This window comes from Gammaproteobacteria bacterium (assembly GCA_016195665.1).
Classification (GTDB): domain Bacteria; phylum Pseudomonadota; class Gammaproteobacteria; order SURF-13; family SURF-13; genus JACPZD01.
In genome coordinates, this window is sequence record JACPZD010000004.1 from 21,651 (window position 1) to 36,047 (window position 14,397).

The 14,397-nt window shown below is 57.3% G+C and carries 16 protein-coding genes; 6 read left to right on the forward strand and 10 right to left on the reverse strand.

Translation table 11 applies throughout. From position 1 onward, the window contains the following. Positions 1-196: 196 nt before the first annotated feature. The 9 genes from rfbD to HY028_02300 all read right to left on the reverse strand — a co-directional run bounded on the left by rfbD (position 197) and on the right by HY028_02300 (position 7,312). The gene (gene rfbD, locus HY028_02260) at positions 197-1,261 is read right to left on the reverse strand and encodes a dTDP-4-dehydrorhamnose reductase (GenBank protein ID MBI3343687.1); all 1,065 of its coding nucleotides are present in this window, start codon (positions 1,259-1,261) and stop codon (positions 197-199) included. Between the two features lie 279 nt (positions 1,262-1,540). Then, positions 1,541-1,960: a type II toxin-antitoxin system VapC family toxin gene (locus HY028_02265; GenBank protein MBI3343688.1), complete on the reverse strand. Its 420-nt coding sequence runs from the start codon at positions 1,958-1,960 to the stop codon at positions 1,541-1,543. Next, positions 1,960-2,214, reverse strand: coding sequence for a type II toxin-antitoxin system Phd/YefM family antitoxin (locus HY028_02270; protein MBI3343689.1), 255 nt, complete (start codon positions 2,212-2,214; stop codon positions 1,960-1,962). The genes HY028_02265 and HY028_02270 overlap by 1 nt, the downstream gene beginning before the upstream one ends. A 163-nt stretch (positions 2,215-2,377) precedes the next feature. Then, positions 2,378-2,926 carry a dTDP-4-dehydrorhamnose 3,5-epimerase gene (rfbC, locus tag HY028_02275; GenBank protein ID MBI3343690.1) on the reverse strand — a complete coding sequence of 183 codons (549 nt, stop codon included), beginning with the start codon at positions 2,924-2,926 and terminating at the stop codon, positions 2,378-2,380. A 3-nt stretch (positions 2,927-2,929) separates the two neighbouring features. Next, the gene (locus HY028_02280) at positions 2,930-3,346 is read right to left on the reverse strand and encodes a GxxExxY protein (GenBank protein ID MBI3343691.1); all 417 of its coding nucleotides are present in this window, start codon (positions 3,344-3,346) and stop codon (positions 2,930-2,932) included. Positions 3,347-3,474: 128 nt separating this feature from the next. Further along, positions 3,475-4,392, reverse strand: a complete 918-nt coding sequence (rfbA, locus tag HY028_02285) for a glucose-1-phosphate thymidylyltransferase RfbA (protein ID MBI3343692.1) — start codon at positions 4,390-4,392, stop codon at positions 3,475-3,477. Next, positions 4,389-4,751, reverse strand: a complete 363-nt coding sequence (locus HY028_02290; GenBank protein MBI3343693.1) for a four helix bundle protein — start codon at positions 4,749-4,751, stop codon at positions 4,389-4,391. Before HY028_02290 ends, rfbA begins: the two co-directional genes overlap by 4 nt. A 17-nt stretch (positions 4,752-4,768) precedes the next feature. Beyond that, the gene (rfbB, locus tag HY028_02295) at positions 4,769-5,836 is read right to left on the reverse strand and encodes a dTDP-glucose 4,6-dehydratase (protein ID MBI3343694.1); all 1,068 of its coding nucleotides are present in this window, start codon (positions 5,834-5,836) and stop codon (positions 4,769-4,771) included. A gap of 9 nt (positions 5,837-5,845) precedes the next feature. Beyond that, complete coding sequence (locus HY028_02300; protein ID MBI3343695.1) at positions 5,846-7,312, reverse strand: mannose-1-phosphate guanylyltransferase/mannose-6-phosphate isomerase; 1,467 nt, start codon at positions 7,310-7,312, stop codon at positions 5,846-5,848. 85 nt (positions 7,313-7,397) lie between these two features. Between HY028_02300 and HY028_02305 the strand changes: the two genes are divergently transcribed. Both HY028_02305 and HY028_02310 read left to right on the forward strand, forming a co-directional pair. Beyond that, complete coding sequence (locus HY028_02305; protein MBI3343696.1) at positions 7,398-8,603, forward strand: ChaN family lipoprotein; 1,206 nt, start codon at positions 7,398-7,400, stop codon at positions 8,601-8,603. A 13-nt stretch (positions 8,604-8,616) separates the two neighbouring features. Then, the gene (locus HY028_02310) at positions 8,617-10,734 is read left to right on the forward strand and encodes a M1 family peptidase (protein ID MBI3343697.1); all 2,118 of its coding nucleotides are present in this window, start codon (positions 8,617-8,619) and stop codon (positions 10,732-10,734) included. Positions 10,735-10,738: 4 nt separating this feature from the next. Here HY028_02310 and HY028_02315 read toward each other — a convergent pair whose 3' ends face one another. Next, a complete protein-coding gene (locus HY028_02315) occupies positions 10,739-10,933 on the reverse strand; it encodes a DUF2283 domain-containing protein (GenBank protein ID MBI3343698.1) in 195 nt (64 codons plus the stop codon). 341 nt (positions 10,934-11,274) lie between these two features. Here HY028_02315 and HY028_02320 point away from each other — a divergent pair, with 341 nt between their 5' ends. The 4 genes from HY028_02320 to infA all read left to right on the forward strand — a co-directional run bounded on the left by HY028_02320 (position 11,275) and on the right by infA (position 14,267). Then, positions 11,275-12,408, forward strand: coding sequence for an N-acetyltransferase (locus HY028_02320; GenBank protein ID MBI3343699.1), 1,134 nt, complete (start codon positions 11,275-11,277; stop codon positions 12,406-12,408). 8 nt (positions 12,409-12,416) lie between these two features. Further along, entirely contained in the window at positions 12,417-13,139 is a 723-nt protein-coding gene (locus HY028_02325) for a leucyl/phenylalanyl-tRNA--protein transferase (protein ID MBI3343700.1), read from the forward strand. Positions 13,140-13,245: 106 nt separating this feature from the next. Then, positions 13,246-14,001, forward strand: a complete 756-nt coding sequence (locus HY028_02330; GenBank protein ID MBI3343701.1) for an arginyltransferase — start codon at positions 13,246-13,248, stop codon at positions 13,999-14,001. A 47-nt stretch (positions 14,002-14,048) separates the two neighbouring features. Continuing rightward, entirely contained in the window at positions 14,049-14,267 is a 219-nt protein-coding gene (infA, locus tag HY028_02335; GenBank protein MBI3343702.1) for a translation initiation factor IF-1, read from the forward strand. Positions 14,268-14,397 lie beyond the last annotated feature (130 nt).

Sequence of the window (14,397 nt, forward strand, 5' to 3'; positions counted from 1 at the left end):
CATCTACCTATCATAAGCTTGGCTAAGCGTAGGGTGATTCGTAAGAATCGTCAAGCCCTTTTGTATCATTTTAGAATAATTTTTATTTTAAATACCACAAAACTTTATTTATGTTGTTTTTTTGCAACAAAACTTATCTATCTACAATTTCAATTTCGACTTGATACAAAGCAATATTTGCGCCAGCATACAATTATCAGGATTTGAGATCAAGCAAAACTAACTCCAGGCCGTGTGCCCAATTAGGTAAGGCAATAGCAAAGGTGTCTGTAAGCTTAGTATTGGACAAGATCGAATAGGCAGGACGTGCCGCGGCGGTAGCATAACCGGCGCTGGGAATAGGACTAAACTGGGGCATGGGGCGGTTTGCTGCACTTGTATGGCGCAATTTTTCCATTGCTGCCTGAGCAAAGCCGTACCACGAGGTTTCACCGCCGCAACTGAGATGGTAGACCCCGGTGACGTACGGGGAAGAGCGACAGCGAAGGGTTCTACTAATGTCGGTCCAGTGCGGCGCCGCTTTGCCATCTGGCGCGTAAAGTATTTGTCCCAGAATTTGCGCGGTGGCTTGGGCGATGAAGCGGCTCCAGGTCGGCGCGCCGATTTGGTCGTCCACGATCCGTAATTCCTTTTTTTCCTGGGCCAGGCGCAGGATGGTCAGCAGAAAATTCTTGCCGCGCGCGCCGTATACCCAGCTCGTGCGCAGTATGAGATATGGCGCGCCTACAGCCTGGATGGCGAGCTCACCTGCCAGCTTGGTCTTGCCATAGACATTTAACGGGTGAGGTTCGTCGTCCTCGGTATACGGGCTGCGCTTTGTGCCGTCGAAGACGTAATCGGTGGAATAGTGTATCAGCGCGGCGCCCAGGCGCTTGGCCTCCTCCGCCAGGATGCCGGGGGCGATGCCGTTGATGGCCATGGCAAGCTCCGCTTCCGCTTCGGCCTTGTCCACCGCGGTGTAGGCGGCGGCGTTGATGATGAGTGAGGGGCGGATCTCTCGAACCGTTTTGCGTATGCTGTCGGGATTGGCGAGGTCCATGCCCTGATGGTCCAGCGCAACCACTTCGCACACGGTAGCCAGACAGCGTTCCAGTTCCCACCCTACTTGCCCGGATTTTCCGAGCAGCAGAACTTTGCAGGGCGGCGCTTTCACGCCGCGAACTGGCCGCGCATCATCTTCGGCAGCTTCGATTGCGTCATGCCCGGAGCCTCGGCTTTGTCTGTTCGTGCTTCTTCCCGATCTGCGCTTGATGCCGTGCATGGCCGAAGCTGTGAGGATGTTACTCATAGGTCAGTAAGTAAGACTACACTTCCCATCGCGTCCCCGCCCCCTGTGCAGGGGGTGAGGCAGCAAAGCTGCCGAACGGGTGCACAAGGATGTGCACCCTGGACTTTTGCGCGGCGCAGGAAGCATAGCGCAAAAGACAGGGTGGGGGTAGTAAAATAGGGTATTTATTCAGGAGTCACCTCATAAGCATTGTTGCCTTACTTTGTGACTCCTGAGTAAGGTTCGTTCAGCGATGTAGTTCCGGCCCATTTGTCATGCGACCCAAGGGTTGAGAATTGAAACGCCAGCCGGCTCGAAATCGGCCACATTCCGCGTCACGACCGTCATCCCATGCACCAGGGCCGTTGCGGCGATGAGGGCGTCGCGAACAGGGCGCGGGTCAGGCACATGAAGTCGTGCGCTGCGTTGAGCAACAGCGGTATCGACGGCCAATATGCGACCAGTGAAGGCCGGCAAGACGTGGCCGTTCAGCCACGCCCGGAATAGGGCTCCCTGCGCTGGGTCGCGGCGTTCGGCCAGCAATACACCGATCTCCAATTCCTGGACGGTAATCGCTGACAAATACAAATCGGCGGCATCTATGCTGTCGGCCCAATCTGCAACGTGACTATCTGCTTTCCCAAGGCGGATTTTCCGCAACTCAGACACGACATTGGTGTCGAGGATGTACATCAGGAGAGGTCCGCCGGTTGTGCGAGGTCGCGCCATTGCGGGATTTCAAGTTCAATGTCCTCGACGCCGGGCATCGCCAACAAGTCGGCGATCTTCGTTCGCCCACCACTGATTTTCTTGTACTCATCGAACGTCAGCAGCACATGCGCCGGTCGGCCGCGATCCGTGATGAACACCGGGCCATCCTTGGCCGCCTTCTTGGCCTTGCTGGTGTCCTGGTTGAACTCGCGGCTTGATAGGGTTGTGATCGTCATGATGACACCTCGCATTCTCGGTTAATGTATGTACGTTACTACATTAACCATTGGCGCGCAACCATGCGCAAGCCTTTTGGACGCCAAGATCACCAAGAAAAGGCTTGAATTGTAAGGAAAAGTCTTAGCGTTCCTGGCGTCTTGGCGGTTCAGCGTGAATAGATCAGAGATTCCCTAATTCAACCGCCTTGAAGGACATGCCTGCGGCGTCTTTGGCCGAGACGATGGGATCGGCCTGCAACGGCCAGGCGATGGCGAGATCGGGATCATCCCAACGCAGGGTGCGTTCAAACTCGGGAGCGTAGTAATCGGTGGTTTTGTACAGCACCTCGGCGGATTCGGAGGTGACGAGAAAGCCGTGCGCAAAGCCGGGCGGTATCCAGAGCTGGCGCTTGTCTTGCGCCGACAGACTGACGCCTACCCAGCGCGCGAAGGTCGGCGAGCGTTTGCGGAGGTCCACGGCGACATCATATATTTCCCCCGCGATCACGCGCAGCAATTTTCCCTGCGGCTGTTTGATCTGATAATGCAGACCGCGCAATACGTTGCGGGACGAGCGCGAGTGATTGTCCTGTACGAATTCTCCGGTGACGCCGGTGTGCTGCGCAAAGACCTTTTTGTTGTAGCTTTCGAAAAAGAAACCGCGCTCATCGCCGAACACCTTGGGTTCGAGGAGCAGTACATCAGGGATGGCGGTTTTAATGACGTTCACTGTTCAATCACCTGCTTTCACCGCGGAGGACGCAGAGGAAAGCTTTAATCCGTTTACTACACGCTTGATGCCATCTTTCATACGCAGAACATTAAAGTTCAATAGATAGCCCAAACGCATCTCACTAAGTCTTAAATAGCTCAAAAGCTGTGCGGTATGAATAGGCAACAGTTTTTCCACCGCCTTTAACTCCACTATCACACAATTAGCCACCACCAAATCTAGCCTGTAACCTGCATCCAGGTTAAGGCCGTCATAATAAACCGGCAATAAAACTTGACGTTTGACGTCCAAACCTTGCTTGCTGACTTCGTGAAATAGACAGGCTTCATAAGCGCTCTCTAATAAGCCGGGGCCCAACGCTGAATTAACCTTAATCGCCGCCCCCAATATCACTTCACCGATCTCATTTTCATTCATTAGCGTTCCTAAAAGTTTTACTGCGGAGGACGCGGAGGAGCAATAAACCATTTTGATCTTATTCCTCTGCGGTAAATCGTATTTATCTTTGGATTTTCCTCTGCGGCCTCTGCGGTGAATGAATGATCTTAAAATATCTTTTCATTGAGTACCCGCAGCAGGTATTGGCCGTACTCGCTTTTCTTCAATGGCTGTGCAAGTCCTTCAACCTGCGCCGCAGTGATATAGCCCATACGGTAGGCGGTTTCTTCCGGGCAAGCGATCTTGAGGCCTTGACGTTTTTCGATGGTTTCGATGAATTGCGCGGCCTGCAATAAGGAATCGTGCGTGCCGGTATCGAGCCAGGCCATGCCGCGGCCCATCAATTCGACGTCCAGTTCACCGCGATCAAGATAACATTTGTTGACATCGGTGATCTCCAGTTCGCCGCGCGCCGAGGGTTTTATGGATTGGGCGATCTCAACCACGCGGTTGTCGTAGAAATAAAGACCCGTCACGGCGTAGCGCGATTTGGGTTGGGTGGGTTTTTCCTCCAGGCTGACGGCCTTTCCATTACCGTCGAATTCGACCACGCCGTAGTGTTCGGGCTGCTGCACGGGGTAGGCGAACACGGTGGCGCCGGAGGTCTTTCCGGCGGCGGCTTGCAGTGTGTGGGAAAAGTCGTGGCCGTAAAAAATGTTGTCGCCCAGTACCAGGGCGCAGGGGGCGTCGCCGATAAATTTTTTACCGATAATAAAGGCCTGCGCCAACCCTTCCGGCGCGGGTTGGATGGCGTAGGAGATGTCCAAGCCCCACTGGCTGCCATCGCCCAGCAATTGTTCAAAGCGTGGGACATCTTGAGGGGTCGAGATCAATAGAATGTTGCGGATACCCGCCAGCATGAGGGTGGTGAGCGGGTAGTACACCATCGGCTTGTCATAGATGGGGAGCAGTTGTTTGGAGACTGCGTAGGTGACGGGATAGAGCCGCGTGCCGCTGCCGCCGGCGAGAATGATACCTTTACACCGTGAGGGGTGAGGCGTGAGGGGTGAGGAGCTAGGGGTCATTTAGTTTTCCGCTTTCTTAAGGACGTCATTAGGCCACCAACGAGTCCAAAGATTTTATCAATCCTTGCCATCAGTTGGTGGCTCTGACCAAGGTATCCTAATTCATTTGCAATAATAACCTGCGTTTCCAGTTCGCTCAGCGACCCTCTGGCAATAGAAAGGAACTGGAGAAATTCCTTGTCACCTGTTCTGGCCGCCCCCTCGGCTATATTGCTTGGTACAGAAATAGCCGCTCTGCGAATCTGATTTGTCAACCCGTAGGCTTCTTCGCGCGGGAAGTCAGTCGTTGCCCGGTACACCTCTTTAACGAGAGCTATTGCCTCCTGCCACGCCAGCAATTCATGATGCTTCCTCCTCACGCCTCACCCCTCACGCCTCACCCCTTACCATATTGTTGCGCCATCCATTCCCTATAGGCTCCATTGTTCACCTGCCCTACCCAGTCCTGATGGTCGAGATACAATTGCACCGTTTGGCGCAGGCCGTCAGCGAAACTGGCCTCCGGCCGCCAGCCGAGCTCGCGTTCGATCTTGCGGGCGTCTATCGCGTAGCGGCGGTCGTGGCCGGGGCGGTCGGTGACGTGTTTGATGAGCGAGGTGTGCGGGCGATAGGCTGAGCCGGGGACGAGTTCGTCCAGTAAAGTGCAGAGGACTTGAATGACCTCCATATTGGTTTTTTCGCTCCAGCCGCCGATGTTGTAGGTTTCCCCTATCTTGCCCTTGGCGAGCACGGTGCGGATCGCCGCACAATGATCGCCCACGTAGAGCCAATCACGGATCTGTTTGCCGTCGCCATACACGGGCAGGGGCTTGCCTTGCAGGGCGTTGCAGATCATCAGCGGGATGAGCTTTTCGGGATATTGATAAGGCCCATAGTTATTCGAGCAGTTGGTGGTGAGGGTGGGTAAACCGTAAGTGTGGTGATAGGCGCGCACCAGATGGTCGGCGGCAGCCTTGGAGGCGGCATAGGGGCTGTTCGGCGCGTAGGCGGTTTGTTCGCTGAAGGCGGGATCGTTTGGGCCGAGGGCGCCGTAGACTTCATCGGTGGAGACGTGCAAAAACCGGAAGGCGTTTTGCGCCGTGCTGTCCAGTCCATGCCAGTAGGCGCGCGCCTCTTCGAGTAATGCGTAGACCCCGACGACGTTGGCCTGGATGAATTCGCCGGGGGCGTGTATGGAGCGGTCCACGTGACTCTCGGCGGCAAAGTTCACAATCGCGGTGGGGCGATGCTGCGCCAGGAGTTGCCGCACCAGGGGACGGCCGGCGATGTCGCCGTGGACAAAGATGTGCCGCGCGTCATTCTTAAGAGACATGAGATTATTGAGATTGCCGGCATAGGTCAGCTTGTCGAGATTGACGACCGTGCCGCCGGTTTTTGCTATCCAGTCGAGGACGAAATTAGAGCCGATGAAGCCCGCGCCGCCGGTGACTAATAGTGTATCCATAGTGCGTGATTACTCCCTGTTGTAGTTGTCCGCGAAACGTACGATATCGTCTTCGCCGAGGTAACTGCCCGACTGCACCTCAATCATTTCGAGCACCAGGGCGCCCGGATTCTCCAGGCGGTGCCGCACGCCGATCGGGATGTAGGTGGACTGATTTTCGCTGAGCAGAAAGACTTCTTCGCCGCGCGTCACCTTGGCCGTGCCCTTGACGACGATCCAGTGTTCCGCCCGGTGATGATGCATCTGCAATGACAGCGCCGCGCCGGGACGCACACAGATGCGCTTCACCTGGAAGCGCGGACCCGCATCCACGCCCTCGTAGGTACCCCACGGGCGGTGTACCTTGCGATGCGTCTTGTATTCTTCGCGTTGTTCGGTCTTGAGTTTGGCGACGATCTCTTTGACATGCTGGGCATGATCTTTGTGGACCACCAGCACGGCATCGGCCGTTTCCACCACAATAATATCTTCTATACCGACCACTGCCAAAAAGCGGTGCTGCGCGATCAACAAGGCGTTTTGGGTGGCATGCGTGGATACGTCGCCGCGAATCACGTTGCCCTGCGCGTCCTGCGGGCACACCTCCCACAAGGCCGGCCAGGCGCCGATGTCGGACCAGCCTGCATTGAGCGGGATGACCACCGCATGAGCGGTCTTTTCCATGACCGCGTAATCAATCGAGTCGCTGGGGCAGGCGCTGAACAAGGCGGCATCCGGACGATAAAAATCGCCGTCTTTTTTGCCCTGCGCGCAGGCCGCACGGCAGGCGGCTGCAATGTCGGGACGGTGTTCATCAAGTTCATTCAGCCAGGTCTCCGCACGCATCATAAAAATGCCGCTATTCCAATAATAACGTCCGTCGGCGAGATAGCTTTCCGCAGTGTTGAAGTCGGGCTTTTCCACGAAGGCCGCCACCCGGTAGGCGTTATTCTCGGAGAGCGGTTCGCCCTGCTTGATGTAACCATAGCCGGTCTGCGGCGAGGTGGGGACGATGCCAAAGGTGACCAGCGCGCCTTGCGCGGCCAGTTCTGCGCCTTGCCGCACCGCCGTCACAAACGCGGCGCGGTCCTGGATGACATGATCGGAGGGCATGACAAGCATGACGCCGTCTTGTGACGTACACGGAAGTACTAATGTCGCGGGAGGCAGGATGCCGGGAGCGACCCCGCCCTGGGTGATGGCGAGCGCCGCCAGAGTGAGCGCCGGCGCGGTGTTGCGTCCTGCGGGTTCGAGAATAATATTCGAGGGCTTGCCGCCCAACTGGCGGATCTGTTCCGCCACCAGAAAGCGGTGTTCTTCGTTACAGACCACGATCGGCTCGGCGGCCTCCTTGACTCCTTCTAAATGACAAACGGTCTCTTGCAGCAAGGTGCGTTCGCCGACCAAGGCCAGCAGTTGTTTGGGATAATGCTCGCGGGAGAGCGGCCACAACCGGCTGCCGGAACCGCCGGAGAGGATGACTGGATGTATGACCATGTTCTTAGTATGCAGACCGCGGGGAGTAAATTTAACACTCTTTGCTATACTACCGCGAATTCATTCCCTTTTTACACCCCTACCCATGCCCTCATTGCCATCGTTGCGTTACACCCTGTCATTTTTCCTGACTCTGAGCCTGCCTTTGACGAGCTTCGGCGCTGACACGTGTGTCCCCGTCGCGCGCTGGGTGACTCCCGGAAATGAGCGGGCCACTCCATTGGACAGTCCGGATTTGATGACGCGCCTTGCGCAACGGCGGGTAGTATTACTGGGTGAGGTGCATGACAGCTTTGAACACCACCGTTGGCAATTGCAAACCCTCGCTGCACTTTATGCCAGACGGCCGGACATGGTGTTGGGCTTTGAGATGTTCCCGCGCCGCGCGCAAGACGTGCTTGACCGCTGGGTGGAGGGGAAGCTTAGTGAGGCCGAGTTCCTGAAGCAAAGCGAGTGGCATAAGGTGTGGAATTATGATCCGTCGCTCTATATGCCGTTGTTTCACTTCGCGCGCATGAACCGGATTCCCATGCTGGCGCTCAACGTGGATCGGGGTCTGACCACGAAGGTGCGCGAACTAGGCTGGGACGCGGTGCCGGAAAGTGGACGCCAAGGGGTGTCCAAGCCCGCCCCTGCGCAGCCGGCCTATCTCGAAGAACTATTAGGGGTCTATCAAAAGCACCGCCGGCCTGATACAGGGCATGGGGACACACCCAGGGATGCTAAACCGGTCGCGCTCGATGACCCCGATTTCCTGCGCTTTGTGCAGGGCCAGCAGGTGTGGGATAGGGCCATGGCGGAGGCGATCGCTCAAGCCGTGAAGAAAACGGATAGTGCACTCGTCATCGGCATCATGGGCGCGGGCCACGTCATGCACCGCTACGGCGTGCCCTATCAACTGGAAGACCTCGGCGTGGCCGACAGCGCCGTGCTGCTGGCCTGGGATCAGGAACGTGACTGTAAGGATCTGAAACCGGGCATCGCCGACGCCGTGTTCGGTATAGCGGCCCCTGCCGAGACTATCAAAACCGGCAAGCCGCGCCTGGGAATTATCCTGGATGGCGCTGAAGGAAAGGTGCGCGTGTCCAAGGTGATGGAAGGTGGCGTGGGCGACGACGCCGGCATCATTGCCGGTGACGTGCTCATCGAGATGGCGGGCGTCAAGATCAAAGCGGCGACCGACGTCAGCGCCATCGTGCAGAGCCAGGCGCCGGGAACCTGGCTGCCCATCACACTGAGCCGCGAGGGGCATGAGTTTGACATCGTCGCTAAATTCCCCGCATCGCCGTAGCATAACAGGCCGAATGAATTCGGCCCTTCTGGTTATTCTTTGCTTAATCAGCCTCTCGGCCTGTGCCATACAGGAAGGTATCCAGGGCGGCGATCCACGGATCACCGGGCTGCATCACGACCTCAAGGTGCGTCTCGAACCGGCCAGCCAACAGCTTGCGGCGGAGGATGTGGTCACCCTTAACGCACAAGGCACGATCAGCTTTGCGTTGGGTGGGCAGTTCACGGTTACACGGCTGAGCTTGGATGGCAAGGACCTGCCGGTAAAGCCGAGTGAAGAATCCAAGGGCATATCCACCTGGCGGCTTGAACTTGATGGCCCTGCCTCCCATCACACCCTCTGGCTCAGTTACCACGGCCAATTGCAGCCCCTCGACACCCGCCTCGATCACCGCGAGGTGCTGGGTTTCATCCCCGCCATGGCGGATACTCAGGGCAGCTATCTCCCCGCCTCCGGCTATCAGCCTTCGTGGTATCCCCGCTTTGACACCGATGCGTTTACCTATAGCGTGTCCCTCGATCTCCCCGCCGAACAGCGCGGTCTGGTCCCCGGCCGGCTCGTCAAGGAAGACCTTCAGCAGGGGCGATACCAGGCCCGATTTGAATTCAAACAACCGGCGGAAGGAATAGATCTGCTGGCCGGCCCCTACCAGATCAAGGAGATCATGCACGACGGCCTGCGCCTGCGCACCTACTTCCATCCTGAAATCGCAGCGCTAGCGGACGATTATCTTAACTCGATCAGCGCGTACCTCGATCGCTATAAAAAAACGATAGGCCCTTACCCGTTTAGCGAATTCAGCATCGTCTCCAGCCCCTTGCCCACCGGTTTCGGTATGCCCACGCTCACCTATCTCGGTATCAGCGTCTTGCGTCTGCCCTTCATCCGCACCACCTCGCTCGGCCACGAGATTTTGCACAACTGGTGGGGCAACGGCGTGTACATTGATCTCATTCACGGCAACTGGGCCGAGGGTCTCACCACCTTCATGGCCGACTACGCTTACAAGGAACAGGAAGGCCCCGATGACGCACGCGCGATGCGGCTCCAGTGGCTGCGCGACTTCGCCGCGATCCCGCCGGGGCAGGATCAACCCTTGAGCCGATTCGCATTCCGCAGCCACAACACCTCGGAGATCGTCGGCTATCACAAATCGGCGTATATTTTTTTGATGCTGCGCGACCGGATAGGCAAGCCGGCCTTCGACCGGGCGCTGCGCAATTTCTGGAAGGAAAAACAGTTTCAAACCGCGAGCTGGAAAGATTTGCAGCGGGCCTTCGAGACGAGTTCGGGGGAAAATCTGGATATTTTTTTTGAACAGTGGATCGTCCGCGCGGGCGCCCCGCAACTGAACGCCGTTTATCTCAAGGCCGAACCCAAACCGGGTGGCGCCTACCTCGCCTCTTTTACCTTAACCCAATCCGCACCGGCCTACGCGCTACGAGTACCCGTCACCCTCAAGACTCAGACCGGCACTGTCGAACGCTTGGTGGAGCTAAACGAAACCGAACAGCCTTATACCCTGGAGCTGGACGCCCAACCGCTGACACTCAGCATAGATCCCGACCTTAGACTGTTCCGGCGCATCACCGACGCCGAGATGCCGCCGCTGCTGCGTCAGGTGATGACCGATCCTGCGACAATCACAGTGGTGGCCGGACGTGATGCCGCGCTACACAAAACCGCGGCAGAGCTGGCGGGAAAATTACTCGATAACACCCCTCGCATTACGGATGACAGTACCGCTCTGCCCTCAGGTCAGCTGCTGGTGATTGGAACACATGACGAGACCGCCGCCTTCCTGCAAAAACATCATCTGCCCGCCGTTCCGCAACAGCTTGCCGGTGACGTACAGGGAAGAGCGACAGCGAAGGGTTCTACTAATGTCGCGGGAGGCAGGACGCCGGGAGCGACCAAAGGCAGCGCCCGCGTTTGGGCCGCCAGGCAGAAGAACGGCAAGATCGTCGTGGTAGTCTCCGCGGCGAACACCGAGGCGCTGCAGGCGCTCATCCGCCCGCTTCCGCATTACGGGAAGGAGAGTTATCTCGTGTTTGAGAATAGCAAGGTGATTGAGCGCGGCGTGTGGCCCGCGGAGGGGAAGGTCTGGAATTTCCCGGCGGCCGATAAATAAGGGATCAAGCAGCAAGGCCGGGGGGGATATGAATCGGCAATAGATGAGCCGCCTTGGCATCGAGCACTGTTATCTCGCCGATTCCCGTTTCAGTCATGCCCACATTTACGTTCCAGCCATAAGAGATGTCTTTAATGATTTTCTCGTTGCTGAATTTAATAAAAAGAATGTCGTCTTTTTCATCGTAGCTAATGTCCATGACTCACTCCATTAATTCCCAGTTAACCATAACCGTCTTTACCACTAATCTATCTTCCACTACTATGGCCGCGCAGATCAGATTATCTCCACGATCTGCGATTTCCATGGAAATCCACATGCGCTTCTCATCTTTTTTGTGTATTGTTCTGTGTTCAATGATGTCGAATAGCTGATCTTGACTGAGATCGCGGCCCCCCAATCTGGCTTCGGCGTGCGCAGTAATTACTATTTCTTCGCCAAATCGGGTACTGAACAACGATAGCTCCCACATACACCGTTAGTTGAGACGTAACCAGCATAAAGCTTTGTTCACGTTCTTTGCAAGTTTGGAAAACAGCAATGCACCTATCCGTCCTCAGCAGTCTCGATGACATCCCGGCCGCTGACTGGAACAGACTGGCGGGAGATGCCAACCCGTTCCTGCGCCACGAATTTCTCGCCGCCCTGGAGCGCCACCGTTGCGTGGGTGCGGCGGCGGGCTGGATTCCGCAATACCTCGCCGCTTTTGAGCAAGACCGGCTGGTCGGCGCGGCGCCGATGTATCTCAAGGATAACTCTTACGGCGAATTTGTCTTCGACTGGGCCTGGGCCGACGCCTACCGGCGCAGCGGGTTGCGCTACTACCCCAAGCTGGTGGTGGCCGTGCCTTACACCCCCGCCACCGGCGCGCGGCTGTTGCTCGCCGAAGATACACCGCAGATTGCAGACGCGCTTATTGCAGGCGCGCTCGAGCATGCACAACGGCTCAAGGTCTCTTCACTGCATTGGTTGTTTACCACCGAACAAGACACCCGGCGCCTCGAAGCCCACGGCCTGATGCGCAGAACCGGTTGTCAGTTCCATTGGCACAATCAGAGTTATCGCGATTTCGATGACTTCCTTGCGCAGTTGACCGCTGAAAAACGCAAAAAGATCAAACGCGAGCGGCGCTTCGTGCGTGAGGCGGGCATAGAAATCGAGGTGTTGAACGGCCGGCAAATCTCCGCCGAACAGTGGGAGATCTTCCACCGCTTTTATAGCTCGACCTTTCTGAAGCGCGGCGGGATCGCATCTTTAAGTCTCGGATTTTTCCAGGAGATCGGGCGGACGATGGCCGATAACGTCGTGCTGGTGCTGGCTAAACATCAAGGCCGCTACGTCGCGGGGGCCTTTAACCTGCGCGGGACTGACACCCTGTACGGGCGGCACTGGGGTTGCTGCGAGGAATTTCACAGCCTGCACTTCGAGGTCTGTTATTACGCCGCCATCGAGCATTGTATCGCGCTGGGCCTTCAGCGCTTCGAGGCCGGCGCACAGGGCGAACACAAGCTCAGTCGCGGCTTTCTGCCCACGCCCACATGGTCGGCGCATTGGCTGAGTCACCCCGCCTTCAGCCAGGCCGTCGAGGAGTTCCTCAGCCACGAGCAGGACAACATGGCGTATTATATGAACGAACTCGGCGAACACACTCCTTACAGGCAATGCCCCACATGAACGCTGTTATGGATGAACGGGTGAATATCCCCTGTTGGCTCAGCGCAGAGGACCAGAAATTCCCTGACGTGAATCTGGCCTTGCGCGAGCCCGATGGGCTGTTGGCGTTGGGTGGCGATTTGAGCCCCGAACGCCTGCTGGCAGCCTACCGGAAAGGGATTTTTCCGTGGTACAACGAGGGGCAACCCATTCTATGGTGGTCGCCCGATCCGCGTGCCGTATTGTTCCCGTCGCGCGTGAAGATTTCGCGCAGTCTGCATAGAACTCTCAAGCAGGGCCGCTACCGGGTTACGATGGATCAGGCCTTCCGCAGCGTGATGGAGGGCTGCGCCGAACCGCGCAACGGCGTCCCGGGGACCTGGATCACGCGCGCCATGATAGAGGCCTATACCGATCTGCACAAAAGAGGGTTCGCACATTCCATAGAGACCTGGCGCGATGGCCGGCTGGTGGGCGGACTTTACGGCGTTGCGCTGGGGCGAGTGTTCTTCGGCGAATCCATGTTCAGCCGCAGCCCGGACGCCTCCAAGGTCGCGCTGGTTTCCCTCGCCCGGCAGTTGGCAGCGTGGGGATACGGTCTGATAGACTGCCAAATCTACACCGAGCACCTGGCGAGCCTCGGGGCGGAGACCATCCCCCGCGAGATATTTACCTGTTTTTTGGAGCAGTGGGCAGAACAGCCCGGCCGAGACGCCCCTTGGCGCTTTCCGGTCGCTCCCGGCGTCCTGTGACGTACAAAGATGTACTAATGTCGCGGGAGGCAGGATGCCGGGAGCGATCCTCCCGCGACATTAGTAGAACTCTTCGCTATCGCTCTTCCCTGTATGTCAAAAGAGCATGACTGAATCTCGATCTCCACAAGTCTCCGGCACTGCGGCGCAGCCCGATATCCATGCCCTGGATTTTTATCTCGCCGGGCCGCACCCCTGCAATTATCTTCCCGGACGGATAGCCGGGACACTCTATGCCGATCCTTATCAGCCGGTCAGCACCGCCCTGTACAGCCGGTTGATAGATCACGGCTTCCGGCGCAGCGGCGAGTATCTGTACCGCCCGCACTGTCAGGGCTGCGAGGCCTGTATTCCGGTGCGCATCCCCGTCGCTGAATTCCAACCCAAGCGCAATCAACTCCGCACCTGGCGGCGCAATCAGGATCTCACGGTACGGACCGTGGACGGGCACTATCGGGAAGACCATTTCCAACTCTATCAGCGCTATCTGGCAAGCCGCCACCCCGGCGGCGGGATGGACGGCACCGCCCCTGAACAGTATCAAAGCTTCCTGCTCTGCCCTGGGCTGGATACCCTGCTCTACGAGTTCCGCAGCGGCGACCGGTTGCTGGCCGTGGCGGTGACCGACCGTCTCGAACAAGGCTTGTCGGCCGTATACACCTTTTACGATCCCGATCAGCCGGCGCGCAGCCTCGGCCGTTACTCCATCCTCTGGCAGATCCACGAGGCCCGGCGGCTAGGGTTGCCGTGGCTGTGTCTCGGCTACTGGATCAAAGAGTGCCGCAAGATGAGCTACAAAGATGAGTACCGCCCGCTGGAGACATACCGTCACGGACATTGGTCGCGTAGTGAGGAAAATTGACGCCCTGATGGTATAATGGTCAATTATATTGTTGGGCGCAAACACTGATGGCAAAAGAAGAACATATTGAAATGGAAGGCACGGTCATCGAGACACTGCCTAACACCATGTTTCGAGTCCGGCTCGAAAACGGCCATATCGTCACCGCGCACATCTCAGGGAAGATGCGCAAACATTACATCCGCATCCTGACCGGCGACAAGGTCACCGTGCAGCTTACCCCTTACGATCTTACCAAGGGCCGCATCTCGTTCCGGGCCCGGTGATAAACCCCTCACCCTAGCCCTTGTATGTTTCGTTTTGCTGGACATGAATGAGTTGGTTGATGGTTAATTCAGCCCGGCCCGGCAGCTCGATCAGCCCTAGGGACACCAAGCCCGTGGGAGAGCAAGGAGC